Genomic DNA, 26,395 nt, shown 5'->3' with positions numbered 1-26,395 from the left:
CAAGTAAGCGCGAGGCTTACTTGGCCTTCTCGAGGATCTCGACCAGGCGGAAGCGCTTGGTGGCGCTCAGCGGACGGGTCTCACTGATCAGGACCAGGTCGCCGACGCCGGCGATGTTCGCCTCGTCGTGGACCTTCAGCTTGGACGTACGGCGGATGACCTTGCCGTACAACGGGTGCTTCACGCGGTCTTCGACCTCTACAACGATGGTCTTGTCCATCTTGTCGCTGGTCACGTAGCCGCGCAGCGTCTTCCGGTAGCCGCGAACGAGAGCTTCTGCCTCGGCTGCGACGACCGTTTCGTCAGTCTTCGCCATGACTAGGCCTCCTTCGTTTCGACGGCCTCGGCGACAGCATCCGTTTCGGATTCTGCAGCCTTGGGGGCCTTCTTGGGCTTCTTCTCTGCCTTGTCGGCCTTGACGGCCGCTTCGACCGGTGCGGGCGTCGGGCGAATGCCCAACTCGCGCTCACGGAGAACCGTGTAGATACGAGCGATGTCGCGCTTGACCGCGCGGAGGCGGCCGTGGCTTTCGAGCTGACCGGTGGCCGACTGGAAGCGCAGGTTGAACAGCTCTTCCTTGGCCTTCTTCAGCTCGTCGAACAGTCGTTCGTTTTCAAAAGTGTCGAGCTCGACTGAGGCGAGCTCCTTGGATCCGATCGCCATTATGCGTCGCCCTCCTCGCGCTTGATGATGCGTGCCTTCAACGGCAGTTTGTGAATGGCGCGGGTGAGCGCTTCCTTGGCGACGATGTCAGTGACACCGCCGATTTCGAAGAGCACACGACCCGGCTTCACGTTGGCGACCCACCACTCCACAGAACCCTTACCGGAACCCATGCGGGTTTCGGCCGGCTTCTTGGTGAGCGGGCGGTCGGGGTAGATGTTGATCCAGACCTTGCCGCCGCGCTTCATGTGACGGGTGATCGCGATACGAGCGGACTCGATCTGACGGTTGGTCACATACGCGGGGGTGATGGCCTGGATGCCGTACTCGCCGAACGACAGCTCGGTGCCACCGGTTGCGTGGCCGGTACGGCCCGGGTGGTGCTGCTTACGGTGCTTGACTCTGCGTGGAATCAACATGGTTATGCCTCAACTCCTGCTGCAACCGGCGCCGCGGCCTCTGCGCGGGGCGCACGGCGGGGTCGGTCGTCACGACGCTCGGGGCGGGACGACTTAGCGTTGGCCTGCTCGCGGGCGAGTTCCTTGTTGGTGATGTCGCCCTTGTAGATCCAGACCTTCACGCCGATGCGGCCGAAGGTGGTCTTGGCTTCGTAGAAGCCGTAGTCGATGTTCGCACGCAGGGTGTGCAGTGGCACGCGTCCCTCGCGGTAGAACTCCGAGCGGCTCATCTCAGCGCCGCCGAGACGACCGGACACCTGGATGCGAACACCCTTGGCGCCGGCGCGCTGGGCGCCCTGCAGGCCCTTACGCATCGCGCGGCGGAAAGCCACACGAGCGGAGAGCTGCTCTGCGATGCCCTGGGCAACGAGCTGGGCGTCGACTTCGGGGTTCTTGACCTCGAGGATGTTGAGCTGGATCTGCTTGCTCGTGAGCTTCTCGAGGTCGGAGCGGATCCGCTCGGCCTCGGCGCCACGACGACCGATCACAATGCCCGGACGGGCGGTGTGGATGTCGACGCGGACACGGTCACGGGTGCGCTCGATCTCGATGCGCGAAACTCCCGCGCGGTCGAGGGTCGTGCTCAGCAGGCGGCGGATCTTGACGTCTTCAGCGACGAAGTCGCTGTAACGCTGTCCCGGCTTCGTGCTGTCAGAGAACCAACGCGACACGTGGTCGGTCGTGATTCCCAGACGGAAGCCATACGGGTTTACTTTCTGACCCATTACTTCGTACCCTCCTCAGGAGTGGCGAGCACAACAGTGATGTGGCTCGTACGCTTCTTGATCTGGAATGCGCGACCCTGTGCGCGGGCCTGGAAACGCTTGAGGGTCGTACCCTCGTCAACGAATGCCTGGCTGACGAAAAGGTCCTGCTCGTCCAGGTATGTGTTCGCTGCATCGGCCTTGACTCGTGCATTCGCGATGGCCGAGGCCACCAGCTTGTACACCGGGTCGCTGGCGCCCTGCGCTGCGAACTTCAGGATTCCCAGGGCCTCGTGGGCCTGCTTGCCGCGGATCAAGTTGACGACGCGACGAGCCTTCTGGGGGGTAACGCGGATGTGACGCACGCGTGCGATCGACTCCACCATTTCTTCTCCTCCTTCACGTCACCGCGTTAGCGGCGACGGCCCTTCTTGTCGTCCTTCACGTGACCACGGAAGGTGCGGGTGGGCGCAAACTCGCCGAGCTTGTGCCCGACCATGCTCTCGGTGACGAACACCGGGATGTGCTTGCGTCCGTCGTGAACCGCGATGGTGTGCCCGAGCATGTCGGGGATGATCATCGAACGGCGCGACCAGGTCTTGATTACGTTCTTGCTGCTGGCTTCATTCGCCCGGACAACCTTGCGAAGCAGGTGGTCGTCAACGAAAGGGCCTTTCTTGAGACTGCGTGGCATCGTCTACTCCTACTTACGCTTCTTGCCGACAGTACGGCGACGAACGATGAGCTTGTCGCTTTCCTTGTTCGGGTGCCGGGTACGGCCTTCTTTCTGGCCCCAGGGGCTGACGGGGTGACGTCCACCGGACGTCTTACCCTCGCCACCACCGTGCGGGTGGTCGACCGGGTTCATGGCAACACCACGAACGGTCGGGCGAACGCCTTTCCAGCGCATCCGGCCGGCCTTGCCCCAGTTGATGTTCGACTGCTCGGCGTTGCCGACCTCGCCGATCGTGGCGCGGCAGCGGGCGTCGACGTTACGGATTTCTCCGGACGGAAGGCGCAGCTGGGCGTAGATGCCATCCTTCGCAACGAGGCGAACCGACGAACCGGCGGAGCGGGCCATCTTGGCACCGCCGCCCGGACGCAGTTCCACCGCGTGGATGATGGTACCGGTGGGGATGTTCTTCAGCGGCAGGTTGTTGCCGGGCTTGATGTCAGCACCCGAACCCGACTCGATGATGTCGCCCTGGTTCAGCTTGTTCGGGGCGATGATGTAGCGCTTGGTGCCGTCAACGAAGTGCAGGAGCGCGATGCGCGCCGTGCGGTTCGGGTCGTACTCGATGTGAGCGACCTTGGCGTTGACGCCATCCTTGTCGTTACGACGGAAGTCGATCAGACGGTACTGACGCTTGTGTCCACCACCGATGTGACGCGTGGTGATGCGACCCTGGTTGTTACGGCCACCGGTCTTGGACAGGGGGCGAAGCAGGGACTTCTCCGGGGTCGAACGGGTGATCTCTGCGAAGTCCGCAACAGATGAACCGCGACGACCAGGAGTCGTGGGCTTGAACTTACGAATAGCCATTTCTTATTCCTCTAGTCCGCGCCGCTTAGCCGACGGCCGTGAAGATGTCGATGGAACCGGACTTGAGCGTGACGATGGCACGCTTGGTGTCCTTGCGCTTGCCCTGACCGAACTTCGTGCGACGCGTCTTGCCGATGCGGTTCATGGTGTTGATCGAAGCGACCTCCACCTTGAAGATCTTTTCGATCGCGAGCTTGATTTCGGTCTTGTTCGAGCGCGGGTCCACGATGAAGGTGTACTTGCCCTCGTCGATCAGGCCGTAGCTCTTTTCAGAGACGACCGGAGCGATGATGACGTCGCGGGGATCCTTGTTGATCGGGGTAGCCATTATGCGGACACCTCTTCCTTCTTGGTCTTGCTCGCCACGAACGCGTCGAACGCGCCCAGGGTGAAGACGATGTCGTCGCTGACGAGAACGTCGTAGGCATTCAGCTGGTCCCAGGACAGCACGTGCACCGTCGGGAGGTTGCGGATGCTGCGCAGTGTCAGTTCATCGGTGCGCTCGAGGACGACCAGCACGTGCTTGCTGCTGGCGATCTGGCTGAGCAGCGTGATGGCGCCCTTGGTGCTGGGCGTCTCTGCAGTGAACAGTGCGGTGACGACGTGGAGACGGTCGCCACGAGCGCGGTCGGAAAGCGATCCGCGCAGTGCTGCCGCGATCATTTTCTTGGGGGTGCGCTGTTCGTAGTTGCGGGGCGTCGGTCCGTGGACGATGCCACCGCCGGTCATCTGGGGCGCGCGGATCGAGCCCTGACGAGCGCGACCGGTTCCCTTCTGCTTGAAGGGCTTGCGACCGGCACCGGAAACTTCTCCGCGGCGCTTGGTCTTGTGCGTGCCCTGGCGTGCGGCAGCGAGCTGCGCGACGACGACCTGGTGGATCAGGGGGATGTTGGTCTGGACGTCGAAGATTTCGGCGGGCAGTTCAACGGAACCGGACTTTGCGCCGGTTGCATCGATGAGATCGAGCGTGGTGGCCATGCGGTTACGCTCCCTTCACGGCAGTGCGGACGAATACGAGGCGGCCCTTGGCGCCGGGAACGGCACCCTTGACCAGCAGGAGGCCCTTCTCGGCATCAATCGCGTGAACCTTGAGGTTCAGCACGGTGACGCGCTCGCCACCCATACGACCGGCCATGCGCATGCCCTTGAAGACACGGCTCGGGGTCGAGGAAGCACCGATGGAACCGGGCTTGCGGTGGTTGCGGTGGGAACCGTGAGAAGAGGAGACACCCTTGAAGTTGTGACGCTTCATAACACCGGCGAAACCCTTACCCTTGCTCGTGCCCATGACGTCGACCTTGGAGCCGGCAACGAAGACACCGTCAACGGTGAGTTCCTGTCCCAGGGTGTAGTCAGCGGCATCCGCGGTGCGGAGCTCGGTGAGGTGACGGCGAGGCGTGACGCCCGCCTTTTCGAAGTGTCCGGCGGAAGGCTTGTTGACCTTGCGCGGGTCGATGGCGCCTGCAGCGATCTGAACGCCGGCGTAGCCGTCGATCTCCTTGCTGCGGATCTGGGTGACAACGTTCGGCGAGATCTCGATGACGGTGACGGGAACAAGCTTGTTGTTCTCGTCCCAGACCTGGGTCATGCCGAGCTTCTTGCCGAGGAGACCCTTGGTGGTCTTGGTATCGGAGTAAGACATCGCGGGCCCTAGAGCTTGATCTCGATGTTGACGTCCGCCGGAAGGTCGAGACGCATGAGCGAGTCGACGGCCTTCGGGGTGGGGTCAATGATGTCGATCAGACGCTTGTGGGTGCGCATTTCAAAGTGCTCCCGGCTGTCCTTGTACTTGTGAGGGGAACGGATGACACACACCACGTTCTTCTCGGTCGGAAGCGGCACGGGGCCGACAACCGTTGCACCCGCACGGGTCACGGTGTCGACGATCTTGCGCGCCGAGATGTCAATGACCTCGTGGTCATACGACTTAAGTCGAATGCGGATTTTCTGTCCCGCCATGTCGAACTCTCTTTCTTGTCAAGGCTTCGTACATCCCGAAGGCTGCATTGGACGCCGTAGTAGCACTGCTGCTGTCGCACCACTGTTCATCTGTCAATTTCGATTCCTCGTCCCGCAGCCTTCCAGCCGCACGACTTTGAACCGAGCCAACCGCTTCTCCACACCGGGGCATGGGGGAAGGCATGGATTTCCCATGCTTTCCCGGCTGTTGGTTTAAGCTCTGTTCTGCTACCCGCGGCCTAACCGTGCGCCCTGTGGACACCGGCTATGCACTGCCTGGCAGTGATCCCGACACCGCGTGCAGCGCGGCAGTCGAAAGTGTTGAACTAGAAGAGTCTGCCACAGGGGTAGTCCTTTGTGCAACCCGGGCGTGTCGCGACCGGCGTGTCGCGCGTCTAGCCCCCCTTTCGCCCCGCTTTGCCCCCTTCCCGCCCGTTTCGCATCCGTTTCTCGTTACCTTTCCGGTCGAGAGTTCCACTTGCGCGGGTCACTCTCGACCGGAAAGGCAACGGTCAGCGAATGATCGGAAGCCCAACCTGTAACAGGATCCGTTGGAGCGAGGCAGGCGGGTCCAGATCGCCGGATCCCCAGCGTGCGAAACGGTTTCCCTCTGCGCGAAGGTGGTCCTCCCGGATCTTCTCTTCGTGTACGGCCTCCCCCGGTGTCATCAAGCCGAGGTATTCCTGCTTCAGGTACTTACCAAGTCCGTCGAACTCACCAATCGCCTGAAACTCGGGCCATTCCGTGTCGGTGTAATAGAAACCACCGCGTGGATTGACGTGTCGCACCTGAAGCTGGGGGTCGGGGAACCCAAGCTGGAAGATGACGACCCTGCTCTCCGATTCGCCGCCATTGTCCGCGAGCCCATTACCGAAGCTGATCGCGTCGAATGATTTCCGGTGACCTCGAGTCGTCACAACGCGGTCGTGCACCGCGAAGAGTTCATCCCGGCTCACACGAATCGCCGCCGCACTCCGGGTGCGATTGAGGCCGCGGTCGATCGCAGCGACGCTATCGCGCATGCTGGCCGTTCGGGCCAGGTCGACAAGCGTGCGCGCCGGGCTTGTGACGAGCACGCCGTCGAGTTCGACGACATCCTCAGCTTCGAGCCGGTCCCGGTGCACAAATACCCTGTTCTTGCTGCGCATCGTGGAGGCCGGGTCCACGATGATGTGCACGACTCCCGGCCAGGGGCTGAGTCGAGGGTACCCCCAAAGGGCTGCGGCCGAGTCAAACCCGACCACTGGCATCCGCCTTCGCGTGTGCACGACTGCGATCACATGCGATCTGTAGCGCTCGAGAGGAGTGAGGCCCTCCCAAAGCGCGTAATCGACGTACACTCCGCGGCGGATGCGCTGACGCGAGCCCGCGTCTGCATCCCGTCTCAGCGGACGATCGTCCTGATTCACAGCGACGTGGTCGCGGACGAGCACGAGTCCGGACTTGGTGGTGATCTCTGTATGTCTCATGCTGACAGGGTGCGTGTGGGCACTCGACACGCATCGCGCGCGTCCCGTTCTGTGCGCTATATCAAGCCACCCGAATTGTGGAGGAGCTGCTAAGTCCGCTCATCTTCCAGCAACAGGTACCTTTTCGGTCGAGAGTTGCCGTTGTAGCGGTAACTCTCGACCGGAAAGGTATGGGTCAGTCGGTGCCGAGGTGGGTGTCGGCGGCGGTGCGGGCCTGCTCTACCTGGTCCTCGAACTTGTTGCCTGTGACCTTGTTGACCGCATCGGCGGTGCCGTCGAGGAGCTTGTCGCTGATGTCCTCGGCCTGCTCGCTGTGCAGGGCCTCGGTGACCTTGCTGTCGCCCAGGAATTCCTGGGCCTTCTTCGTGATGTCGTCCAGTCCCATGATGTCCTCCAGTCCGGCCGCTCCGGTGCGACCGCAACCCACGATAGAACCGGCGTCCGCCCGCGGCAAGGACCGCGCGGGGACGCAAAAACGGGCCGGCCCCGAAGGACCGACCCGTTTCAGTGGTGCAGGTGGTGAAGAACTACTTGATGATCTTCGTCACGGTTCCGGCGCCGACGGTGCGGCCACCTTCACGGATAGCGAAGCCGAGTCCATCTTCCAGAGCGATCGGCTGGATCAGCGCGACAGTCAGGTCGGTGGTGTCGCCGGGCATGACCATCTCGGTGCCCTCGGGCAGCGTGATGACGCCGGTGACGTCGGTGGTGCGGAAGTAGAACTGCGGACGGTAGTTCGCGTAGAACGGGTTGTGACGGCCGCCCTCTTCCTTTGACAGGATGTACGCGGTGCCCTCGAAGTCGGTGTGCGGCGTAACCGAACCCGGCTTGACGACGACCTGGCCGCGCTCGACGTCTTCGCGCTTGGTGCCACGAAGAAGAAGACCACAGTTCTCGCCGGCCCATGCCTCGTCGAGCTGCTTGTGGAACATCTCGATACCAGTGACCGTGGTCTTGATCGTCGGGCGGATGCCGACAACCTCGACCTCGGAGTTGATCTTGAGGGTTCCACGCTCGGCGCGGCCGGTGACGACAGTTCCACGACCGGTGATCGTGAAGACGTCCTCGATCGGCATGAGGAACGGCTTGTCCTTGTCGCGGACGGGCTCCGGGAAGTACTCGTCGACAGCCGTCATCAGCTCGAGGATGTTGCCGACCCACTTCGGGTCGCCTTCCAGAGCCTTGAGTGCGGAGACGCGGACAACGGGAGCGTTGTCGCCGTCGAAGCCCTGGGCGGTGAGGAGTTCGCGAACCTCGAGCTCGACGAGCTCAAGGATCTCTTCGTCGTCAACCATGTCGGACTTGTTCAGCGCGACGAGCAGGGACGGCACGCCGACCTGCTTGGCGAGAAGAACGTGCTCACGGGTCTGAGCCATCGGGCCGTCAGTTGCGGCGACAACGAGAATCGCGCCGTCCATCTGTGCGGCACCGGTGATCATGTTCTTGATGTAGTCAGCGTGGCCCGGTGCGTCGACGTGCGCATAGTGACGCTTTTCGGTCTCGTACTCAACATGGGAGATGTTGATCGTGATGCCGCGCTGGCGTTCTTCCGGAGCCGAGTCGATCGACGCGAAGTCGCGCTGAACGTTGGTCTTGGAAGGGAACGTGTCGGCAAGGACCTTGGAGATCGCTGCAGTCAGCGTGGTCTTTCCGTGGTCAACGTGACCGATCGTTCCGATGTTTACGTGCGGCTTAGTCCGCTCGAACTTGGCCTTGGCCACTGTGGGTCCTCCTCAGGACTCTCGGCTTCACCGCCCGCTGGTTTGCGGCCGGAGAAACTGCTGGATTTGTGTACTTATGTTACTCGGGCCGGGAGGCCGAAGCGATTTCGGCCCGAAGGCCCGGAAAGGCCCGAGGGCCCCAGGCTATTCGCCCTTGTTCTTCTGGATGATCTCTTCGGCGACAGCCTTTGGGACCTCGGCGTAGCTCTCGAAGGTCATCGAGTACACGGCACGCCCTGAAGTCTTGGACCTCAGGTCGCCGATGTAGCCGAACATCTCCGACAGCGGAACGAAGGCACGAATGACCTTGACGCCGCTCGCGTCCTCCATGGTCTGAATCTGACCACGGCGGGAGTTGAGGTCACCGATGACGTCGCCCATGTATTCCTCAGGCGTACGAACTTCGACGCTCATGAGCGGCTCGAGAAGAACAGGGTTGGCCTTGCGAACGGCTTCCTTGAAGCCCATCGAACCGGCGATCTTGAACGCCATCTCCGAGGAGTCGACATCGTGCGCGGCACCGTCGAGCAGGCTGGCGCGAACGCCGACCATCGGGTAGCCGGCCAGAACACCGACGTGCATGGCGTCCTGGATGCCCGCGTCGACCGAGGGGATGTATTCCCTGGGGATGCGGCCACCGGTGACCTTGTTCAGGAACTCGTAACCCTTTTCGGCAGTGATCTCAAGCGGCTCGATCGCGATCTGAATCTTCGCGAACTGGCCGGATCCACCGGTCTGCTTCTTGTGGGTGTAGTCGTGACGCTCGACGGCCTTGCGGATCGTCTCGCGGTACGCGACCTGGGGCTTGCCGACGTTGGCCTCAACGTTGAACTCGCGACGCATGCGGTCGACGAGGATGTCCAGGTGAAGTTCACCCATTCCCTTGATGACCGTCTGGCCAGTTTCCTGGTTCTGCTCGGTGCGGAAGGTCGGGTCTTCTTCGGCCAGCTTCTGGATCGCGAGACCCAGCTTTTCCTGGTCCTGCTTCGTCTTCGGCTCGATCGCAACCTCGATCACCGGGTCAGGGAACGTCATCGACTCGAGTACGACCTGGTGGTTCGGGTCGCACAGGGTGTCGCCGGTGGTGGTGTCCTTGAGGCCGATGACCGCGTAGATGTGACCGGCGGTCACGAAGGCCACCGGGTTCTCCTTGTTGGCGTGCATCTGGAAGATCTTCCCGATGCGCTCCTTCTTGCCCTTGGTCGAGTTGATGACCTGGCCGCCGGAGTCGAGGTGTCCCGAGTAGACGCGGATGTAGGTGAGGCGACCGAAGAACGGGTGCACCGCAACCTTGAACGCGAGGGCCGTGAACGGCTCGGCAGCGTCGGAGTGACGCATGACGACGACCTCTTCATCGCGCGCGTCGTGGGCCTCGATGGCCGGCACGTCGAGCGGGGTGGGGAGGTAGTCGATGACTGCGTCGAGCATCGGCTGGACGCCGCGGTTCTTGAACGCGGAGCCGCAGAGGACCGGGTAGATCTCGCTGTTGACCGTGAGCTTGCGGATCGCGTGCTTGATCTCGGAGACGGTGAGCTCTTCGCCGGAGAAGTACTTCTCCATGAGGTCGTCATCGGTCTCGGCGACGGTCTCGAGGAGCAGCTTGCGGTAGACCGCGGCCTGCTCGACGAGGTCGGCCGGGATGACCTCGATCTCGTAGTGGGAGCCCATCTCGACGTCACCCTTGGAGTCGCCGCGCCAGGTCAGTGCACGCATCTCGACGAGGTCGACAACACCTTCGAAGGTGTTCTCGGCGCCGATCGGCAGCTGGATGACGAGCGGCTTCGCGCCGAGGCGCTTGACGATGGTGTCGACGGTGTAGAAGAAGTCCGCGCCGAGCTTGTCCATCTTGTTGACGAAGCAGATGCGGGGAACGTCGTACTTGTCGGCCTGGCGCCAGACGGTCTCGGACTGGGGCTCAACGCCCTCCTTGCCGTCGAACACGGCAACCGCGCCGTCGAGGACGCGGAGCGAACGCTCCACCTCGACGGTGAAGTCCACGTGGCCGGGGGTGTCGATGATGTTGATCTGGTTACCGGCCCAGAAACAGGTCGTCGCAGCGGAGGTGATCGTGATGCCACGTTCCTGCTCCTGCGCCATCCAGTCCATGGTCGAGGCGCCGTCGTGGGTCTCGCCGATCTTGTGGTTGACACCCGTGTAGTACAGGATGCGCTCAGTGACGGTGGTCTTGCCAGCGTCAATGTGCGCCATGATGCCAATATTGCGGACCTTGCTCAGGTCGGTGAGCACATCAAGTGCCACGGGTGTCCTCCGGACGTTTTTTGGGGGTGTGTGGGGCGAAACAAGACAAGCCGGTGGGCGAGCGGGGCGGGTGACCCGCCCTGCTCGCTCACCGGAACGCGACTACCAGCGGTAGTGTGCGAAGGCCTTGTTCGCCTCGGCCATCTTGTGTGTGTCTTCACGACGCTTGACCGCGGCACCGAGGCCGTTGGACGCGTCGAGGATCTCGTTGGTGAGACGCTCGGTCATGGTCTTCTCGCGACGCGCCTTGGCGTAGCTGGTCAACCAGCGGAGGGCCAGGGTATTGGCGCGGTGCGGCTTGACTTCGACCGGCACCTGGTAGGTGGAACCACCGACGCGGCGCGAACGCACCTCGAGGGTGGGGCGCACGTTGTCGAGCGCCTTCTTCAGCGTGACGACAGCATCCGCACCGTTCTTGGCAACGACGCCCTCGAGTGCATCGTAAACGATGCGCTCGGCGAGGCCCTTTTTGCCGTCGAGGAGGATTTTGTTGACGAGCTGGGAGACGATGGGGGCGCCGTATACCGGGTCAGCGATAACGGGACGCTTGGGCGCTGGGCCTTTACGAGGCATTACTTCTTCTCCATCTTGGCGCCGTAGCGGCTACGAGCCTGCTTGCGGTTCTTGACAGCCTGGGTGTCCAGTGCGCCGCGAACGATCTTGTAACGAACACCGGGGAGGTCCTTCACGCGACCGCCACGCACGAGCACCATCGAGTGCTCCTGCAGGTTGTGACCCTCGCCGGGGATGTAGGCGGTGACCTCGGTACCGTTCGACAGCTTGACGCGGGCGACCTTGCGGAGAGCCGAGTTCGGCTTCTTCGGGGTGGTGGTGTACACGCGGGTGCACACGCCGCGCTGCTGCGGGTTGGCCTTGAGGGCGGGAGCCTTGGTCTTGGTGACCTTGGGGCTGCGGCCCTTCCTGACCAACTGCTGAATGGTTGGCACTAATTACTCCTTGTTATTGCTGCACGGTGACAGCTCATTGATGGTTAGCATTCGATTCGTTCCGTTTCCGGTCCTTGTCGAGTTCATCTGGACCCGCCGGCACACGCGGAACAAGTTCCGCGCGTTTCAGTGGGTATGCCGTGGGGGCTGCTCGGTGAGCAAACCCAGCATGCGTGCCGTGTCTGGGCGCCCAAGGTGCGGCACGACGAGATCGCGATGGCATGACTCAAGCGCACGACGAAGCGCACACCTCGAAATACTAACTCCCCTCGGGTAGCCCGGTCAAATGGTGAGCCGCCAACGAGCGGATGCGGCGAGTCGGGTTCCCTGCGCGCCCGCTCCCCCGCGCAACCCGCGAGAATACTCTGCATGCACCCGAAGCTCACCGTCGCACCGCGAATCGCCGTCCTGGCCGTGGTGGTGGCGCTGAGTGGCTGCTCGGCCGTTCCCTCGCAACCGTCGACGACCGCTTCTGCGGCGGGCTCTGCGGCAGGCTCTGCAGCAGGCTCTGCGCGAACACCGTTTCCCGGCGGAGCCCAGGCGGATTACCAGCTCGGCGGCGCCTACCCCGTTCCGGCCGGGACGGCCGTCGTGACTCGCGACAGCGGCGCCGAGCCCGCCCCCGGGGTGTATTCGATCTGCTACGTCAACGGTTTCCAGTCGCAGCCGGGCGAAACGGCCGCCTGGCTCAGGGATCACCCCGACCTGGTGCTCGGCGGCGCTGCCGATCCCGTGGTCGACGCGGGCTGGCCGGACGAAATCATCTTCGACACCTCGACGGACCGGCGACGAGCGGCGATCGTCGCGGCGCTCCGTCCGACCCTGCAACGGTGCACCGACGCCGGCTTCAACGCGGTCGAGATCGACAACCTGGACTCCTTCACCCGATCGGGCGGCGCACTGACCGCGGCAGACAACATCGCCCTGGTGACTCTCTTCGCGGCGGAGACACACGCTCTGGGTCTCGCGATCGGGCAGAAGAACTCCGCTGAACTCGCCGCGCGCCTGCGGACGGAGGTCGGGTTCGACTTCGCCGTGACCGAGGAATGCGACCGCTTCGCCGAGTGCAGCGTGTACACGGATGCCTATGGCGACGACGTGCTGGACATCGAGTACAGCGACGACCTCAGGGACAGCTTCGCCGAGGCGTGCGCCCGGAGTGACCGGCCGCGCTCGATGGTGCTGAGGGACCGCGGGCTCGTCGCCGATACCGATTCCGGCTACGTCTTCGAGCACTGCCCGAGCTGAAGCCCGCCACCTCCGGGGAAAGCGGCCGGCCGTGCGAGTCAGGAGCGGGGAGGCTCAGAGGCCGTGCGGCCAGAGCGGGGAGTCGAGGGTGCTGTCGAGATCGGCGAGCAGGGACTGCACCCAGGGCTCGACGAACTCGTCGACGGCGGCCAGCATCCGCTCACGGTGCCGGTAGAGGGCGGTGCAGACCTGGCCGCCCACGTCGGCGGCGTACTCGTCGGCGAGGCGCAGCTCGGCCCGGATCGCCGCTTTCTCGGCGGGGGTGAGAGGCGCCGGTTCGGCGACGAACGCGGCCGGGGAGGCCGGTCGGGAGAGTTCCGCGAAGGTGAAGAGGTAGGGTGCCTCCCGTTCGGCGGGCGGGTCGAGCTCGAGACCGGTGTACTCGGGGTCGAGGCCGTCGGCCGGGCGGTAGCTTGCCGCCGCGGCCTTGCGTTCCTCGTTCGCGTGGATTTCACGGCTGAGCAGGGGAAGGGTTGACTCGGTGTACGCGTCGACGGCGCCGTCGATCACGGCCTTCACGCGCATCGCGAGAGCGTGCTGAACCGCGTGGGGCACGTCGGTCATGAGGCCGGCGGCGCGGATGACCGGCGAACCGAAGCACGTGCGGCAGAGCCGCGTGCGGCGGGTGTGCGTGCCGGGTCGCCACTTGGGGAGCCACCTCAGCCAGTCGTCGACGACATCGCCGACGCGCGCTTCGATGGAACCATCCATGGACGTTAAGGTTACTCGATACCGGGCCGAATCGACCGGGAGATTTCGGCTATTCGTCCGGTCGCTCCCACGGCCAGAGCGGCCGGCCGTGTTCGTTCATGCGGGAGGCGAGCACGAGCGAGTAGAGCAGGGTGACGACGAAGGCGAGAATGCCGGTTGTCGCCGCGAAGGGTTCGCGCAGCACCGCAGCGGCGAACGTCAGCCCGCTGAAGAGCGGCCCGGTTCCGAGCAGGTAGAGCACGGAACCCGCGGCGACGAACCCGAGGAACGCGGCGATGCCGGTTCCGGCCGCGTACCCGAGCGCCACCCGTTGGCGGCGCGGCGAGGCGCGCAGCCCGAGCCACAGCAGGAGAGCGAAGACCAGCAGCACGGCCGCCGCCGCCATTCCGGGACCGACGAGCGGGCCGGCATCCGTGACCGGGATCACCTCGATGTCGGCGAGCAGGCTGATCATGCCGAAGCCCGCGACGAGCAGGGCCGCGTAGAGCACGGCAGCGAACACGGCGACGACGGCCGCGTATCTCTGGTATTCGCGCATCGCTCAGGCCTCACTCCCCCGCTGCGGGGGCCGCATCGTCACGGCGACTCCACCGGACGGCGCCGATCCCGAAATGTTCGGGATTACTACGGACGGGAGAGCTGCGGCCCTTCCGCGAGGCGGCGGTCGTAGTCCTGCTTGGCGGCGGCGTTGCGGGCCGTGACGGTGCGTCCGCGGCGGGCGATCCAGGCGCCGAACCAGATCGGCACCTCGCGGGCGACGATGGCGGCGGCGATCGCGTAGGGGCTCAGCCACTGCGCGGTGATGAACCGGACCGCTTCGGACGGGGTGAAGGTCCAGGCCTGCACGGTCAGCAGCGCCGCTCCGATGTAGGAGAAGTACACGATGACGGCCACGAGGAAGCCGAAGAGCACGTAGGCCCACCAGCCGCCGCGGTTGACGATCAGCACGAGCAGGGAGAACCCGATGAAGAAGAATACGGCCGGCACGTAGAACACCGGCAGCACGATGAAGTCGCTGAACTTCGCGGCCGCGTCGGCGACCGAGCCGCTGCCTGCCCCGGCGATGCCGAAGGCGACGAGCGCGTAGACGATGGCGTAGACGACCGTCGCGAGCAGTGCGAGCAGCACGCCGGCGCCCCGGTTGCCCTTCTCGACGGGCGGGGCCGGGGCCTGAATGTAGATGGGGCCGGCGGGCGCCTGCACGGGAACCGCGGGCGTGTAGCCGGGGGTGTAATCGGTGGCGGGAACGTGCTCGGCGGTCGCCTGGTCCTGCGTGACGACCTGGGCATCCTCGTGCGCTGCGCCTGCCGAAACGGCTGTGGGCGTCTCGTAGGAGATCGGCTCGCCGACCGGTTCGGGGGCGACGACCGGGGCGGCGGGGGCGGATGCCGCGGGCTCGGCGAGCGGCGCAGGCGCCGACTCGTCAGCGGGAACGGAGGCGGCGGCGTGCGCCGGCTCGCTCGGTGCCGCCTGGTCGGTCGGGTCCGTCTCGGACCGCTGGTACGCGGCCGTCGGGGCATCCGTCTCGGGGGTCGTGTTGCGCTCGTCTGATGTCGGGTCGCTCATGCTGCACTCCTCGCGGGCCGGGTGGCCGTAGTTCTCTGGAGCAACCATAACAACATGCCCGGCCCCCGATTGGGAGCTTGGCCGCGCGATTTGTGATTCGGCGCGGCGGCCGTCCCGGGCCTACTTCGCGGCGGGCGTCGGGGTGGGTGTCGGAGTCGCGGCCGTCGTCGCGGCGGGTGTCCCGGCCGTTGCTGGCGGGACGAGCACATAGACGAGGCCGGTGATGGTGGCGGTGATATCCCCTGTCGCACTCTTCTTCGCGTCGGCGGTCGCGTCCTCGGCGACGGGCGCCGTGTTGATCCCCGTGACCAGGAAGAGTCGCTGGCCGCTCTGGAGTCCGCTGATGAAGTCAAGAGCATGGGCGTAGCTGCCGGTAACCGTGATCGACACGGCGAGCGAGGCGAAGGTCGTTGCCGTGATCTGTGCGTTCGTCAGCGGCATCACGGCGGCTGGGGTTGCAGCCGCGTCGGTCGTTCCCGTCGCCGCGAGTGCGGCCGGAGCCGCATACGGAACGGCATCGGAAACGGTCATGCCAGTCAGGGTCACCGACGTCGACCCGGCGAGCGCATCAAGCTGAGTGACAAAACTCGGCATCTCCGTTCCGCTCGGCACGGAGGCCCGCAGGGGAATCAGTTCGGCTTTCAGCGCGTCGATTCCGGCATAGTCGGACTGGAGTTTGGCCAGCACCGCTGCCTGCCCCGCATTTGACGCCTCAACCGCAACGCGCGCCTGATCGGCTGTGGCGACCGCTGCGAGTTGCGGTTGGATACCAAGCAGCAGGCCCATAGCGAGGACGGCGACCATGATGACAACCGAGCCGATGATCCAGATCCTGTTCTTGTCCATGATCATTTCCCCGCAGTAGTGAAGCGCTTGGCGTATGCGGCATCGTTCACGTGCATGGTGATCTCCACGGTGTAGATCTTCGTCGTCTCATCGAGGGTGACGCTACCGGGCAGGGCGTCGGCGAATCCCGGGAGAGTGGCGAGGGCATTGAGCCAGGTGGGGACATCCGGCAACACCGCGCTCTTCGCCGAAAACGTGACGGTACCGACCCGGGCGCCCTGCAGCGGCGCTGTGGGCTGCGCATAGGCAAAGATCGGGGAGGCGAAGTCCAGGGTCACGGTGTCGATATAGACGGTCGACGGCAGTGTGGCCTGCACGCTGTCGAGGTACTTCTTCCAGTCGATCTCCGTGGACACCCCCACCTGCTGGGCGGCCTGAACGAGGGTGACATTGGCCTGCACGGACCGGACCTCGACATATTTCGTCTGCTCGGCCAGAAGACTCGACGTGCGTGCCTGTTCGTCAGCCAGCTGGCCCTGGGCCTGGAGCGCAAGCACCGTCGAGGCGCCGGTGCCGACGGCCATGATTGCGATCACGCCGAAGACACCGATCAGCAGGCGCCGCCGGATGACGGCAGCAGCACGCTCCTTGTAGATCTCCGGGGGAAGGAGGTCGACGCGGGGAACACCGCCCACGATAAGCACCTCGGCCTTGCTCGTGCGGCTCATGCTGCACTTCCCAGGGCGAGGCCCAGCGCCACGGCATACGTTGAGCCGCTGAGCCGAAGGTCGTTTGCGTCGATGTCCCGCGCGAGACCGACGGTCGCGAACGGGTCTCCGACGATCACCGGCATTCTCGTCATCTCGGCGAGCGCCTCGGGCAGCCCGCGCAGCTGGGCGCCGCGACCGCTGAGGACGATCTGTCCCACCGGGTTCGTCGGCCGGGTATTGACGAAATAGCTGATGGTGTTGCGGAGGCTCGTCAACTGTTCGCTCGCGATCTTGTAGATGACTTCCACAGCACGTTTGTCCGCCTCCGGCACCGTTCCAGTGGCCAGGCCGAGACCGCGCTTGGCCGCTTCGGCCGGTTCGGGAGCCGATTTGAGTTCGTCCTGCAGCGCTCGCGATATGTCATCGCCGCCGGTGGCGATAATTCGCACGAACTGCGGAACTCCGTTCGTGGCGATGACGACGCTCGTGGTGCTGCCGCCGATGTCGACCAACGCGACCGTGCCGGCGATGCCCGGTCTGCTGACGAGAATGCGGCTCAAGGCAAAGGGGATCAAGTCCACGTCGACAGTCGTCAGTCCCGCGAGCTGAGTCGCCTTGACGTTCGCAAGCACAGCCGACTTGACTGCCGCGATCAAGAGTCCGTTGATGACCGGCCCGTTCTCCCCCTCGGATTCCGAGATCGGGTAGAAGTCGAGCAAGGCTTCGGTAACGGGGATAGGGAGCATTTCCTGCACTTCGAAAGGCAAGGTCTCGCGGATGCGGGCGAGCGACATCTTCGGGACGCTCAGATCGCGGGCGAGCACCCGTTGGTTACCCATGCCGAGCACGACGTTCCTGGATTTGAATCCCCCGGACGACCAGAGTTGCTTGAGCGCTGCTGCGACGGTGTTCGGTTCAATGACCTCGCCACTGTCGACCGCACCCTCCGGCAGACCGATCTGGCTATAGCGGAGCAGCATCGGTTTTGCCGACTGCGGGTCGCTCACTTCGACGGCTCGCAGAACCGAGCAGCCGATGTCTATGCCCACGACGCTTGTTGTCACGTTGTCATTCCCCTACTGATTGGACGATGCTGATTGCGGCGAGGCCGCGTTCCGTCACTGGATGATGCCGATGAAGCTCAGGTAGCTGTTCCACAATTGACTTCCCCAGAAGACTCCGACCCATGCGCCAGCCAGCATCCAGGGCCCAAACGGGATACCGCTCTTCCGGGTGGCGCGGCGGGTGAGCACAAGCCCGATCGCGAAGACCCCTCCCAGCAGGAACGCCGCGAACGCACCGACAGCAAGCGGCCCCCAGCCGAGGTAACCGAGGAAGAGTCCGAGAACACCGGCCAGTTTGACGTCGCCGAAACCCATGCCGCCTGGATAAGCGAGCGCCATGATCAAATACAAGACCCAGAGGATGGCGAGACCGATGCCGGCGCGGATCAGCGCGGCGTAGTCGCCCGTCACTATGGATGCGGCTCCGAGCAGTCCTGCCCCGACCAGGTAGCTCGGCAGCACGATCGGGTTAGGCAGCCGATGAGTATCGAGATCGATCAGGGCGAGCGCGATACTCACCGCCGCCAAGTACAGAAACGCCACCAAGACGAGCACCGCAGGGACCCAAGCGAAACCAGCACTGCCGGATCCGACCTGGGCCGCGTACGGGCCAGACCACACGTATACGGCAACCAGGGCGAAGGCGACGGCTGTTCCCGTTTCCACGAGCGGATACCGCACCGAAATACTGGTACGACAGTTGCGGCACTTGCCACGCAGGATCAACCAGGAGAGCACCGGAATGTTGTCCCGGCGCAGGATCGGAGCCCCGCAGCGCGGACACGCGCTCGGCGGTGACACGATCGAGAGACCGGCCGGAACCCGATAGATCACGACGTTGAGAAACGACCCCACCACGAGACCGACGACGACGCACAAGACGACGATGACGGGGAGCAATTCAGGGGCAAGAACGGCCATCACGGAAGAGCCGATCCGTCCGCTGCGAAGGCCGTCGCGACGTCGATGTACTGGGTGACGCCGTAGGTCGTCGATGTCGGAGCCAGGAACTTGGGCGGCGCTGCCCCGTGCAGTCGGCTGTCGTACTTGTAGTTCTTCAGAAAGCCCGTGTCGCCGGCGCCGGTACCGACGGTCCCGCGGAACTTCTGCGCAATAGCTCCCAGGACAGTCAATGTGCCGTGGCTGCCACCGGTGTCGTAGTTCTGCACCTGGAACGTGTGATTGATCGACAGGATCGCAGCGTCGATTTCCCTGTTACCGAGAGGTGCGCCTCCGTTGGCCGTGGTCACTTCGGTACAGGCCGGGCGACCGCCGTAGGCCGGGCAATTCATCGGGTTCCACACCCACACAGCGTTTTGCGCGACGAGTCCGAGAACGTCGAAGGCTGCGTCGTTGTAAGTGAGGTTGCCTGTGACGTAAATGAAGTTGTCCGTTGCAACCGTGACCGCCCCTTTGACGACCCCCTTCACAAACGCGTCACCCGTCCTGCATTGGTAGGCCGGAAGGGCAGATGTGGATGTCGGTGGACTATCCTCGGTCGCCACCGGGTATCGCAGAGCAACCGGAGAACCGTAGGTCCAGCCCTGGTCTCCTCCGCTGCCGGTGCAGGTGACGCTAGCGGGCTTAACTCCCGGCGCCCAGTAGTTCGGATCGGTTGCCGTGGACGAAACGGTTTGAACGAAAATCAGGTTCTGGTCCGGAACCGTCACGGACGCACCCGCAGGTGAATTCAAAGCGGCCAGGTCACCGCACTCGATGGGGTTCTTGCTCGTAATTCCCGCCGTGAACGACGGCCTCGTGAATTTCGTCCACGGAGAGATGACGCGCATGTGCCCAGTCGCGTCGAAGGTGATCGTGGTCGGTCCGGTGTACATGCACCCGGGTCGCGGGACATCGGCCGGTAGGTCGGCGCGAGTCTCGTTGGGCATTGACGCGTTCGTCGGCGGCATATCGATAGCCGGAGCCCACACGGGACCCGTCGGCGCAGGCGTGCCCGTACCGAATACGATCGGCGTTCCCGGGCACGTGTTCTTGTAGTTCGGGGTCAGTGTGCTGCTTGTTGTGACGCCCTGGAGGAACTTGGATCCACAGATACGCATCTGGTCATTGGAATGCACCGGCCCATCCAGGACGTCGCCGTCCGCGAATTGAATCTCCGTGCAGTGCGAGTCGTGAGGGGCGTAACGAACGCTCGCCGGGTCTGTGCAGGTGATGCTTCCCGTGATTTGCGGGTCCATGAATTCATAGTTCGTGAAATAGAGGAAGTCGATGAAGCCCTTCTGCTTCAGATTCGCCACCACGCTGCGCGTCGAACTACCGACCATGCCCGTTGAACGAACACGCACAATCCCGGACGAGGAATAGAGGGAGTTGTCGATCTCGTAGCGGAACGATGCCCGGCCGGATGCGCCCGCGACGGTACCCCAGGTGCCCGCGGTTCCGACGCCGAACGCAGGGTTTTCGTTACCGGACGTGGGCATCGAGACAGTGGTCACGCTTCCGGTACCGATGGTGAACGGCGCTGCCGGATTCCCGAATTTCACGTACGTGCTGTCGTTGGACAACCGACTGGCGTACTCGTCGACACCGGCGTATGCCGCCGCCAGTGCGGCGGTTCCGTCCTGATCGTTGCGTGCCTTGACGGTGCCGCTCGCGGTGAAACTGAGTGCGGTGGCGGTCAGGAGGAGCATCACGAGCGCCAGGCCGATGACGGCAACCAGGGCGACACCGCTTTCGTCGCGACGGAACCGGGTGACGAGCTTGTTTGTCAGCGCGATCACGAGACCACCTCGACCGTTTTTTCGATGACGACGGGCGCAGCGGCCGCGCCGCCGCTTCCTTGGACTCGGACCGTGAGTCGGACGGATGAAATGCGGGCACAGTCGGCCGCGCTCATACTTCCTGTGGCCGGCACGGCAATCGCACTGCCACCGCTGTCGAGGTAGCTGAAGAGCGGTGTGTCCACGCCGGGGTCGATGAACGTTGTACCGAGATTGAGGCTCGTGTTCGGGAGCGTCGTCGTCGCGGCGAATACCCATGCGGATCCGGAGGCCGTCGCCGTCCACCGGCTCTCGATCAAGGCGCGGCTCGTGGGATCGATCGAGAACCGAATCATCGTGGGCTTGGACGGCAACACGGCGACACTGGCTAGGGCGTTGACATCGGTATTGCTGAAGAGCACCAGGCTTTCCCGACCCGCGAAGCTGAATACCGGTGCGGCGATACTCGATCCGGCCACTTTCAGGGGCGTGCCGAAGCGGATCACCTGGCTGAGTTCGTTCGCTGCAGTCGATGCCACCCGGGTGCTGCTGTCTATTGACCTGCTGATTGACACGGAACGGACGACGCTTGAATAGAGCCCGGAGGCCATTGCAAGGATCAGGCCCAGGAGCATCATGCTCACGAGGAGCTCGACGAGGGTGATTCCCGATTCCGCCAGTGGCCGAGAGCGAGTTTCGCGCGGCATCATCGCGGGTCCAGGACGAACAGGCTGGCGGCGCTTGGTACCAGTAGGCCATTTGTCAGAAGCGACGGTACTCGCGTCCGAGGCAGCTCAGTCAGCGCTCCGGTGCTGCTGGCGCTCGTGAAGAGCCGCCAGGAACCGAAGGGAAGCGCGATGCGCACGGAGCCCGACGACGGAACGATGTTGCCGAAGGTATAGGTCATCGTCGTGGTTGGCGACGCAAGGCAGGAATGCTCACCAGCGACCGGGGTTGCCGGATCGGACACTGCGGTGAGCCATCCTCCCGTAGCGCCCCCGGTGACTATGGCCCCGCCCATTGGCACGTTGACGGTGACGGACTCACCCGGGAGGGGCGCGGCGATCGGTTGGCGGGCTGAGACCCGTGCCGGCGTGACACTAGTGTCGGGCGCCCAGTCTCCCGGGTCCACGGAAGAACAGCCTGTTGCCGACAACTTGCCCGCAAACGCCTGGTAGCCGACCGTGAATGGGTGAAGGTCGACATGGCTGCTCGTTGCCGGCAACACCCAGTTGCCGACGTTGTTGATGAACGTGTAGTCGAGATTGGTCGGAATATTCGGGAGGGGCGCCGCGATGTTGGAGGCATAAGTGAGAGTGAACCGCACTGCCTTGTCGAATTGGAAGGAGTACGAAGCACTCGATCCCGCGGCGACAGTATGCGTGACCGACGGGTTTGTTTCCTGGAGGCGCGAGTCAACCATGCCGGTTGTCGTGAGTTTGACCGCATAGTCACCCGGTGCGGCCTGGAGCAGGAATGCACATCCGTCGGCATCGGTCGGCGTGGTCACCAGGGCCGCCCCCGTCGCTGGCGTAGCCGTGAAGGTCACCCCTGGCTGGCCGAGGCCGCGCGCGTTCTTGACCGAGATGAGGAGGGTGCCCTTGGTGGGATCGTTGATTCTTGTGCTCGGAGCAAGGAGGGTGTCTACGACGACGGGTCGCGAGGTCGGCCGAATGTTCGGCCAGGTGACAGTGACCGTGACACGCTTGTACTGCAGTGCACCGCCACCGGTTCCGCAGGTCGAAGCCGCTCCTGTGGGCGTGACCCATGCGGTACTGAGACTGACTATAAAGTTCTCCGTTGCCGCCGTAGTGACAGTGTGAGCGGGGACGTCCAGCACGGCAAAGGGATTGCCTTTTGCCCGAGCGGCGTCGATTTCGGACGATGCAATGCCGGCCGCTGTCTCGCGCGATGCGCTGTCCCGGGAAAGTACGAGCGTGCTGACCATCCCGTAGCCGACGCCGAGGGCAATCATTGCGAAGATCATCATGGCGACCATGATCTCGATGAGGGAGAGGCCAGCTTCCGAATGCAGCGGCTCTCTTGGGGAGCTGTTCGGTTCCAAAGCTCACCATTCCCGTCGTCGGTTCGCGAATTCGTCCGCACTTCGGCGGGTGTGGAAGAAGATCGACGACTAGTGCCGCCATCACCCGAAAGAGTGGAGCGCAATGAGCACTCCACTCTTTCGGAACTTCAGTCGCTTGGCTTAGTAGTCGGCAGGAAGGGCGACAGACACGGTCGTCTTGTCCGTAACCTTCCACCAGTTGCCGTTGGAACCTTCCGCCACAATCTTGAAAGTCGCAGCTGATCCGACGCCAGAAGAGGTGAGCTTGGGCTCCTTACCGGCTGTGTAGTTGGATGCGCTCGGGGTCACGGTTGCGGCAAGGTCGGTAACCGAAGTTGGCATGGCCTGAGTAGCGTTGCTGGTCTGGAACGCAATTGCGGCGGTCTTGAGATTGTCAAGGTCGGCCTTGACTGCGGAGTCTTTTGCATTGCTCTGAACACCGAGGTAGACCGGGACGGCGATCGCGGCGAGGATGCCGATGATGATGACGACGACGAGGAGCTCGATCAGGGTGAAGCCCTTTTCGTTCTCGTCGAGCTTCTTGCGGCGGAGGTTGAGGGCGTTGAGCGCGCGAGTGACCACTGTGAGATCCGTTCAGTTAGGTGTGGAACCGGCCATCGGGCCCGATTGGACTCCAAGCGTATTTGCAGGTCCCTTTCAGCGGCGACCCATGAATGAGGGGTATTGCATCCAATCGCACCCCCAGTAGTAGGGCGAGAGGCGGCATGCCTATTTGATGGCGCCGGCGAGACTGAAGATCGGCATGTATAAGGCGATGACCATCCCGCCGATCACGACGCCGAGGAAGGCGATCATGAGAGGTTCGATCGCGGCGGTGAGCTGCTCGGTCGACGACTCGACCTCCTGGTCGTAGAAGTCGGCGATCTTGTTCAGCATCGTCTCGAGCGAGCCGGCGTCCTCGCCGACCGCGATCATCTGGGTGACCATCGGCGGGAAGACCGGCTGGGCGAGGAGCGGGGCCGAGATGGACTGGCCCTGGCGCACGGATTCGGCGACCTTGACGAGCGCGTTCTCGATCACCCAGTTGCCCGAGGTCTCGCCGACGATCTTGAGCGCCTGCAGGATCGGTACGCCGGCACCGATCATGTTCGCGAAATTGCGGCTGAACCGGGCAACGGCGATCTTCTTGAGCAGACTGCCGAAGACCGGCAGCTTGAGCATAATCGGGTCCCGGAATCGCCGAACCTGCTCGGTGTTCTTGTTCCGACCCCACCAGATACTGAACGCGACACCGGCCACGACGAGAACGGGTACGACAAAGATCATCGAATGCGAGAGGTTGACGAGAATCTGGGTAGGGAGCGGGAGCCCTCCCCCCAGGCCCTTGAACATATCGTCGAAGATCGGCACGATGAAGATGAGCATGATCAGCACCGAAACGAGCGACATGATCAGCACGATCACCGGATAGGTCAGCGCCGACTTGATCGTCCCCCGCAGCTTGACCTCCTTCTCGAAGTTCGCCGCGATCGACTCGAGGGCCCGGTCCAGGAAACCGCCGGTCTCCCCCGCCCGCACCATGTTGATCATGATCGGCGGAAAGTCTCGGCCGTGCTTTGCGAACGACTCCGAGATCGAGACCCCGGTCTCCACATCGTCACGCACCTGCTTGAGAATCTTCGCGAGCGGCTTGCTCTCGGTCTGCTCGGCCAGGATGTTGAGGGTGCGCAGGAGCGACAGGCCCGAGCCGATCATTGTCGCCATCTGGCGGCTCATGATCGCGAGGTCTTTGAGGCCGACGCCCTTCGTGAATCCCGGGATGGTGATCTCGCGGTTCAGACCGGTGCCCTCGGCCGATTCCTTGATCGAAATCGGCGAGATGCCCATCGCTCCGAGGCGAGAGGCCACAGCACCCTCGCTCGAGGCATCCAGCTTGCCCTTGACGGTCTTGCCGTTGTTGTCGCGGCCGACGTAGGCCCAGGCTTGTGCGGTCGACATCAGCGCTGCGGGATGGAGTAGGTGTCGCCGTAGTCGACGCCACCGCCGCCCATCGTGCGGGATGAGTCGTCGGTCGTCGTGTCGGCCCGCTTGATCAGCTGCTGCAGGCTCTCCACGTCGTGGGCCTTGTCCAGGGCTGCCTGGCGGGTGATCTGGCCGGAGTCGACGAGGTCGGCGAGGTGCTGGTCCATTGTGTGCATGCCTTCGGACCCACCGGCCTGCATCATCGAGGTGATCTGGTGGGTCTTGCCCTCGCGGATGAGGTTGGCGATGGCGGGAGTCGTCACGAGGATCTCGGTCGCGACCACGCGGCCCCGCTGGTTGGCGCGCTTGACGAGGGTCTGGCAGACCACGCCGCGCAGGGTCGCGGCGAGCTGGGTGCGGATCTGGCCCTGCTGGTGCGGCGGGAACACGTCGATCATGCGGTCGATCGTCTGGGCGGCATCCTGGGTGTGCAGGGTCGCGAAGACGAGGTGGCCGGTTTCGGCGGCGGTCAGGGCCACCGAGATGGTCTCGAGGTCGCGGAGCTCGCCGATCAGGATGATGTCGGGGTCCTGGCGCAGCACGTGCTTGAGGGCGGCGGCGAAGCTCTTCGTGTCGTGACCGACCTCGCGCTGGTTGACGAGCGACTTCTTGTGCTTGTGCAGGAACTCGATCGGGTCCTCGACGGTGACGATGTGGTCGGGCCTCGTGCTGTTGGCGAGGTCGACCATCGCGGCGAGGGTCGTGGACTTACCGGAACCGGTGGGCCCGGTGACCAGGACGAGGCCGCGGGGCAGGAGCGAGAACCGGCCGACGGATTCGGGCACGCCGAGTTCCTTGAGCGGCTTGATCTCGCGCGGGATGAGCCGGAAGGCGGCGCCGATCGAGTTGCGCTGGTGGTAGAAGTTCACCCGGAACCGGGCGCCGGCCGCGGTGTATGCGAAGTCGAGCTCGCGGTCGTCTTCGAAGCGTTCGAGGTCTGCGGGCGAGATGATGCTGTGGAGCGCAGCATTGACCTTGTCCGGCAGCCAGACGGGGAGGCCCTCGATGGGCCGCAGGGCGCCGTCGATGCGGATGGTGGGCGGGGCGCCGACGGTGATGTGCAGGTCGGAGGCCTCGAGCTCGAGCACGAGGTGGAGGGCGTCGATCAGGTCCTGGTCGGCCGGGCGGCCGTCGGGGCCGATGTGCACGGGGGCGTGCGGGCGCTCGGACTCGAGGTGGCGCTCGGGCTCGGCCTGGATCGCGGCGCGGCGGCCGGCCGCACGCGCGGGCTGCGGGGCAGACGCCGGAGGCGGGGAGTACGCACGAGTCGGCGCCGGCGCGGAGACGAGCCGGTCATCCTGCTCGGGGGTCGACGTGGGCACGACGAAGGGAACGATAAACGGCTTCCCGGCCGGCGGCCCGATCGGCAGGGTACCCGGGAGCGTGTACGGGGCCGCGACCGGGAGCGGGAGCGTGTAGTCGATCGCGGAGCGGGGCGGTTCGGCCTGGCTCACGTCGGCGTCGTCGAGGTCTTCGTCGGCGGATGCCGCCGGTGCCGCGAATCCCAGAAGCGGCGCCGGTACGACGTCGGATTCGGTTCGGCGAGCGCTGCGGCGCTCGAAGCCGTGCCCGCCGGTCTCGTCAAGCTGGGCGCCGCGGCGTTCGGCGGCGGCGTTGTCGACGGCGGCCTGCAGGCGCGCGGTGCGCTCGGCCGCGACCCGCTCGGCGGCGGTGCGCTCGGCATCCGCTTTCTCGAGGGCAGCACTCTCGGCGGGGCCGGCCGCGATCTGGTCCCACCAGGAGACGTTCTCCCCCGGCTCGACGGCGGGGATTTCGTAAATGGGCTTGTCCATGCGTTCTTTCCTTTCGGCATGCGACG

At 64.3% G+C, this 26,395-nt stretch carries 31 protein-coding genes; 2 read left to right on the top strand and 29 right to left on the bottom strand.

The annotated features are described in order from the left end of the window. Positions 1–16: 16 nt before the first annotated feature. The 17 genes from rpsQ to rpsL all read right to left on the bottom strand — a co-directional run bounded on the left by rpsQ (position 17) and on the right by rpsL (position 11,723). On the bottom strand, positions 17–316 hold the full coding sequence (gene rpsQ, locus MQH31_RS01485; protein WP_134449893.1) for a 30S ribosomal protein S17: 300 nt from the start codon (positions 314–316) through the stop codon (positions 17–19). 2 nt (positions 317–318) lie between these two features. Continuing rightward, on the bottom strand, positions 319–663 hold the full coding sequence (gene rpmC / locus MQH31_RS20515; RefSeq protein WP_134449892.1) for a 50S ribosomal protein L29: 345 nt from the start codon (positions 661–663) through the stop codon (positions 319–321). Then, the gene (gene rplP / locus MQH31_RS01475) at positions 663–1,082 is read right to left on the bottom strand and encodes a 50S ribosomal protein L16 (protein ID WP_134449891.1); all 420 of its coding nucleotides are present in this window, start codon (positions 1,080–1,082) and stop codon (positions 663–665) included. The genes rpmC and rplP overlap by 1 nt, the downstream gene beginning before the upstream one ends. Before the next feature lie 2 nt (positions 1,083–1,084). Beyond that, a complete protein-coding gene (gene rpsC / locus MQH31_RS01470) occupies positions 1,085–1,846 on the bottom strand; it encodes a 30S ribosomal protein S3 (RefSeq protein ID WP_134449890.1) in 762 nt (253 codons plus the stop codon). Then, positions 1,846–2,211, bottom strand: coding sequence for a 50S ribosomal protein L22 (rplV, locus tag MQH31_RS01465; RefSeq protein ID WP_134449889.1), 366 nt, complete (start codon positions 2,209–2,211; stop codon positions 1,846–1,848). Before rplV ends, rpsC begins: the two co-directional genes overlap by 1 nt. 26 nt (positions 2,212–2,237) lie before the next feature. Then, the gene (gene rpsS / locus MQH31_RS01460; RefSeq protein ID WP_134449888.1) at positions 2,238–2,519 is read right to left on the bottom strand and encodes a 30S ribosomal protein S19; all 282 of its coding nucleotides are present in this window, start codon (positions 2,517–2,519) and stop codon (positions 2,238–2,240) included. A gap of 9 nt (positions 2,520–2,528) precedes the next feature. Then, positions 2,529–3,368: a 50S ribosomal protein L2 gene (rplB, locus tag MQH31_RS01455; RefSeq protein ID WP_134449887.1), complete on the bottom strand. Its 840-nt coding sequence runs from the start codon at positions 3,366–3,368 to the stop codon at positions 2,529–2,531. A gap of 25 nt (positions 3,369–3,393) precedes the next feature. Further along, positions 3,394–3,696, bottom strand: a complete 303-nt coding sequence (gene rplW, locus MQH31_RS01450; RefSeq protein ID WP_104100968.1) for a 50S ribosomal protein L23 — start codon at positions 3,694–3,696, stop codon at positions 3,394–3,396. After that, on the bottom strand, positions 3,696–4,346 hold the full coding sequence (rplD, locus tag MQH31_RS01445; RefSeq protein WP_134534171.1) for a 50S ribosomal protein L4: 651 nt from the start codon (positions 4,344–4,346) through the stop codon (positions 3,696–3,698). The genes rplW and rplD overlap by 1 nt, the downstream gene beginning before the upstream one ends. Positions 4,347–4,350: 4 nt before the next feature. Continuing rightward, entirely contained in the window at positions 4,351–5,010 is a 660-nt protein-coding gene (gene rplC, locus MQH31_RS01440) for a 50S ribosomal protein L3 (RefSeq protein WP_134534173.1), read from the bottom strand. Positions 5,011–5,018: 8 nt separating this feature from the next. Beyond that, complete coding sequence (gene rpsJ, locus MQH31_RS01435; RefSeq protein ID WP_035834607.1) at positions 5,019–5,327, bottom strand: 30S ribosomal protein S10; 309 nt, start codon at positions 5,325–5,327, stop codon at positions 5,019–5,021. Between the two features lie 512 nt (positions 5,328–5,839). Further along, positions 5,840–6,577: a type IV toxin-antitoxin system AbiEi family antitoxin gene (locus tag MQH31_RS01430; RefSeq protein WP_243011648.1), complete on the bottom strand. Its 738-nt coding sequence runs from the start codon at positions 6,575–6,577 to the stop codon at positions 5,840–5,842. A gap of 394 nt (positions 6,578–6,971) precedes the next feature. Further along, positions 6,972–7,181, bottom strand: a complete 210-nt coding sequence (locus MQH31_RS01425; RefSeq protein ID WP_243010661.1) for an Rv0909 family putative TA system antitoxin — start codon at positions 7,179–7,181, stop codon at positions 6,972–6,974. Positions 7,182–7,323: 142 nt separating this feature from the next. Next, on the bottom strand, positions 7,324–8,517 hold the full coding sequence (tuf, locus tag MQH31_RS01420; protein WP_243010660.1) for an elongation factor Tu: 1,194 nt from the start codon (positions 8,515–8,517) through the stop codon (positions 7,324–7,326). Between the two features lie 144 nt (positions 8,518–8,661). After that, positions 8,662–10,776 carry an elongation factor G gene (fusA, locus tag MQH31_RS01415; RefSeq protein ID WP_134534177.1) on the bottom strand — a complete coding sequence of 705 codons (2,115 nt, stop codon included), beginning with the start codon at positions 10,774–10,776 and terminating at the stop codon, positions 8,662–8,664. Positions 10,777–10,878: 102 nt separating this feature from the next. Then, on the bottom strand, positions 10,879–11,349 hold the full coding sequence (rpsG, locus tag MQH31_RS01410) for a 30S ribosomal protein S7 (RefSeq protein WP_066597688.1): 471 nt from the start codon (positions 11,347–11,349) through the stop codon (positions 10,879–10,881). Then, entirely contained in the window at positions 11,349–11,723 is a 375-nt protein-coding gene (rpsL, locus tag MQH31_RS01405) for a 30S ribosomal protein S12 (RefSeq protein ID WP_055787040.1), read from the bottom strand. Before rpsL ends, rpsG begins: the two co-directional genes overlap by 1 nt. A gap of 369 nt (positions 11,724–12,092) precedes the next feature. Between rpsL and MQH31_RS01400 the strand changes: the two genes are divergently transcribed. Further along, positions 12,093–12,971 carry an endo alpha-1,4 polygalactosaminidase gene (locus tag MQH31_RS01400; RefSeq protein ID WP_243010659.1) on the top strand — a complete coding sequence of 293 codons (879 nt, stop codon included), beginning with the start codon at positions 12,093–12,095 and terminating at the stop codon, positions 12,969–12,971. A 54-nt stretch (positions 12,972–13,025) separates the two neighbouring features. Here MQH31_RS01400 and MQH31_RS01395 read toward each other — a convergent pair whose 3' ends face one another. The 8 genes from MQH31_RS01395 to MQH31_RS01360 all read right to left on the bottom strand — a co-directional run bounded on the left by MQH31_RS01395 (position 13,026) and on the right by MQH31_RS01360 (position 20,807). Then, positions 13,026–13,682, bottom strand: coding sequence for a spermidine/putrescine ABC transporter substrate-binding protein (locus MQH31_RS01395; RefSeq protein ID WP_243010658.1), 657 nt, complete (start codon positions 13,680–13,682; stop codon positions 13,026–13,028). 49 nt (positions 13,683–13,731) lie between these two features. After that, positions 13,732–14,220 carry a DUF6121 family protein gene (locus tag MQH31_RS01390; protein ID WP_243010657.1) on the bottom strand — a complete coding sequence of 163 codons (489 nt, stop codon included), beginning with the start codon at positions 14,218–14,220 and terminating at the stop codon, positions 13,732–13,734. Between the two features lie 86 nt (positions 14,221–14,306). Continuing rightward, positions 14,307–15,248 carry a ribonuclease E domain-containing protein gene (locus MQH31_RS01385; protein WP_243010656.1) on the bottom strand — a complete coding sequence of 314 codons (942 nt, stop codon included), beginning with the start codon at positions 15,246–15,248 and terminating at the stop codon, positions 14,307–14,309. Between the two features lie 120 nt (positions 15,249–15,368). After that, on the bottom strand, positions 15,369–16,094 hold the full coding sequence (locus MQH31_RS01380; RefSeq protein ID WP_243010655.1) for a hypothetical protein: 726 nt from the start codon (positions 16,092–16,094) through the stop codon (positions 15,369–15,371). 2 nt (positions 16,095–16,096) lie between these two features. Beyond that, the gene (locus MQH31_RS01375; RefSeq protein WP_243010654.1) at positions 16,097–16,762 is read right to left on the bottom strand and encodes a PilN family protein; all 666 of its coding nucleotides are present in this window, start codon (positions 16,760–16,762) and stop codon (positions 16,097–16,099) included. Continuing rightward, positions 16,759–17,808, bottom strand: a complete 1,050-nt coding sequence (gene pilM / locus MQH31_RS01370; protein WP_243010653.1) for a type IV pilus assembly protein PilM — start codon at positions 17,806–17,808, stop codon at positions 16,759–16,761. The genes MQH31_RS01375 and pilM overlap by 4 nt, the downstream gene beginning before the upstream one ends. Before the next feature lie 54 nt (positions 17,809–17,862). Next, entirely contained in the window at positions 17,863–18,729 is an 867-nt protein-coding gene (locus MQH31_RS01365) for a prepilin peptidase (protein ID WP_243010652.1), read from the bottom strand. Further along, positions 18,729–20,807 (bottom strand): hypothetical protein, encoded by a 2,079-nt coding sequence (locus MQH31_RS01360; protein ID WP_243010651.1) that lies wholly within the window; start codon positions 20,805–20,807, stop codon positions 18,729–18,731. The genes MQH31_RS01365 and MQH31_RS01360 overlap by 1 nt, the downstream gene beginning before the upstream one ends. On the opposite strand from MQH31_RS01360, the gene MQH31_RS01355 reads away from it, so the two are divergent. Beyond that, entirely contained in the window at positions 20,772–21,125 is a 354-nt protein-coding gene (locus tag MQH31_RS01355) for a hypothetical protein (RefSeq protein ID WP_243010650.1), read from the top strand. The genes MQH31_RS01360 and MQH31_RS01355 overlap by 36 nt on opposite strands. A 109-nt stretch (positions 21,126–21,234) precedes the next feature. Here the strand turns inward: MQH31_RS01355 and MQH31_RS01350 are convergent, their stop codons facing one another. From MQH31_RS01350 to MQH31_RS01335, 4 genes are all read right to left on the bottom strand, one after another. After that, the gene (locus MQH31_RS01350; protein ID WP_279238314.1) at positions 21,235–22,593 is read right to left on the bottom strand and encodes a type IV pilus modification PilV family protein; all 1,359 of its coding nucleotides are present in this window, start codon (positions 22,591–22,593) and stop codon (positions 21,235–21,237) included. Between the two features lie 141 nt (positions 22,594–22,734). After that, on the bottom strand, positions 22,735–23,175 hold the full coding sequence (locus MQH31_RS20510) for a type II secretion system protein (protein WP_308196402.1): 441 nt from the start codon (positions 23,173–23,175) through the stop codon (positions 22,735–22,737). Between the two features lie 147 nt (positions 23,176–23,322). Beyond that, positions 23,323–24,552 carry a type II secretion system F family protein gene (locus MQH31_RS01340; protein ID WP_243010648.1) on the bottom strand — a complete coding sequence of 410 codons (1,230 nt, stop codon included), beginning with the start codon at positions 24,550–24,552 and terminating at the stop codon, positions 23,323–23,325. Then, on the bottom strand, positions 24,552–26,369 hold the full coding sequence (locus tag MQH31_RS01335; RefSeq protein ID WP_243010647.1) for a type IV pilus twitching motility protein PilT: 1,818 nt from the start codon (positions 26,367–26,369) through the stop codon (positions 24,552–24,554). The genes MQH31_RS01340 and MQH31_RS01335 overlap by 1 nt, the downstream gene beginning before the upstream one ends. Positions 26,370–26,395: the final 26 nt, after the last annotated feature.

The sequence above is a fragment of the Cryobacterium zhongshanensis genome, assembly GCF_022760445.1.
GTDB classification, from domain to species: domain Bacteria; phylum Actinomycetota; class Actinomycetes; order Actinomycetales; family Microbacteriaceae; genus Cryobacterium; species Cryobacterium algoricola.
The sequence above is the reverse complement of the archived record's forward strand: the minus strand, read 5'-3'. Positions and strand labels throughout refer to the sequence as shown.

What these genes read in the sequence shown, in the direction of transcription:
- rpsQ (WP_134449893.1), bottom strand. Translation starts at nt 316, where the DNA reads ATGGCGAAGACTGACGAAACGGTCGTCGCAGCCGAGGCAGAAGCTCTC.
- rpmC (WP_134449892.1), bottom strand. Translation starts at nt 663, where the DNA reads ATGGCGATCGGATCCAAGGAGCTCGCCTCAGTCGAGCTCGACACTTTT.
- rplP (WP_134449891.1), bottom strand. Translation starts at nt 1,082, where the DNA reads ATGTTGATTCCACGCAGAGTCAAGCACCGTAAGCAGCACCACCCGGGC.
- rpsC (WP_134449890.1), bottom strand. Translation starts at nt 1,846, where the DNA reads ATGGGTCAGAAAGTAAACCCGTATGGCTTCCGTCTGGGAATCACGACC.
- rplV (WP_134449889.1), bottom strand. Translation starts at nt 2,211, where the DNA reads ATGGTGGAGTCGATCGCACGCGTGCGTCACATCCGCGTTACCCCCCAG.
- rpsS (WP_134449888.1), bottom strand. Translation starts at nt 2,519, where the DNA reads ATGCCACGCAGTCTCAAGAAAGGCCCTTTCGTTGACGACCACCTGCTT.
- rplB (WP_134449887.1), bottom strand. Translation starts at nt 3,368, where the DNA reads ATGGCTATTCGTAAGTTCAAGCCCACGACTCCTGGTCGTCGCGGTTCA.
- rplW (WP_104100968.1), bottom strand. Translation starts at nt 3,696, where the DNA reads ATGGCTACCCCGATCAACAAGGATCCCCGCGACGTCATCATCGCTCCG.
- rplD (WP_134534171.1), bottom strand. Translation starts at nt 4,346, where the DNA reads ATGGCCACCACGCTCGATCTCATCGATGCAACCGGCGCAAAGTCCGGT.
- rplC (WP_134534173.1), bottom strand. Translation starts at nt 5,010, where the DNA reads ATGTCTTACTCCGATACCAAGACCACCAAGGGTCTCCTCGGCAAGAAG.
- rpsJ (WP_035834607.1), bottom strand. Translation starts at nt 5,327, where the DNA reads ATGGCGGGACAGAAAATCCGCATTCGACTTAAGTCGTATGACCACGAG.
- MQH31_RS01430 (WP_243011648.1), bottom strand. Translation starts at nt 6,577, where the DNA reads ATGCCAGTGGTCGGGTTTGACTCGGCCGCAGCCCTTTGGGGGTACCCT.
- MQH31_RS01425 (WP_243010661.1), bottom strand. Translation starts at nt 7,181, where the DNA reads ATGGGACTGGACGACATCACGAAGAAGGCCCAGGAATTCCTGGGCGAC.
- rpsG (WP_066597688.1), bottom strand. Translation starts at nt 11,349, where the DNA reads ATGCCTCGTAAAGGCCCAGCGCCCAAGCGTCCCGTTATCGCTGACCCG.
- MQH31_RS01400 (WP_243010659.1), top strand. Translation starts at nt 12,093, where the DNA reads ATGCACCCGAAGCTCACCGTCGCACCGCGAATCGCCGTCCTGGCCGTG.
- MQH31_RS01395 (WP_243010658.1), bottom strand. Translation starts at nt 13,682, where the DNA reads ATGGATGGTTCCATCGAAGCGCGCGTCGGCGATGTCGTCGACGACTGG.
- MQH31_RS01390 (WP_243010657.1), bottom strand. Translation starts at nt 14,220, where the DNA reads ATGCGCGAATACCAGAGATACGCGGCCGTCGTCGCCGTGTTCGCTGCC.
- MQH31_RS01385 (WP_243010656.1), bottom strand. Translation starts at nt 15,248, where the DNA reads ATGAGCGACCCGACATCAGACGAGCGCAACACGACCCCCGAGACGGAT.
- MQH31_RS01380 (WP_243010655.1), bottom strand. Translation starts at nt 16,094, where the DNA reads ATGGACAAGAACAGGATCTGGATCATCGGCTCGGTTGTCATCATGGTC.
- MQH31_RS01375 (WP_243010654.1), bottom strand. Translation starts at nt 16,762, where the DNA reads ATGAGCCGCACGAGCAAGGCCGAGGTGCTTATCGTGGGCGGTGTTCCC.
- MQH31_RS01365 (WP_243010652.1), bottom strand. Translation starts at nt 18,729, where the DNA reads ATGGCCGTTCTTGCCCCTGAATTGCTCCCCGTCATCGTCGTCTTGTGC.
- MQH31_RS01360 (WP_243010651.1), bottom strand. Translation starts at nt 20,807, where the DNA reads ATGGGTATTCGCCGCGACGACGACGCTCCCGAACACGAGCCTCAATCT.
- MQH31_RS01340 (WP_243010648.1), bottom strand. Translation starts at nt 24,552, where the DNA reads ATGTCGACCGCACAAGCCTGGGCCTACGTCGGCCGCGACAACAACGGC.
- MQH31_RS01335 (WP_243010647.1), bottom strand. Translation starts at nt 26,369, where the DNA reads ATGGACAAGCCCATTTACGAAATCCCCGCCGTCGAGCCGGGGGAGAAC.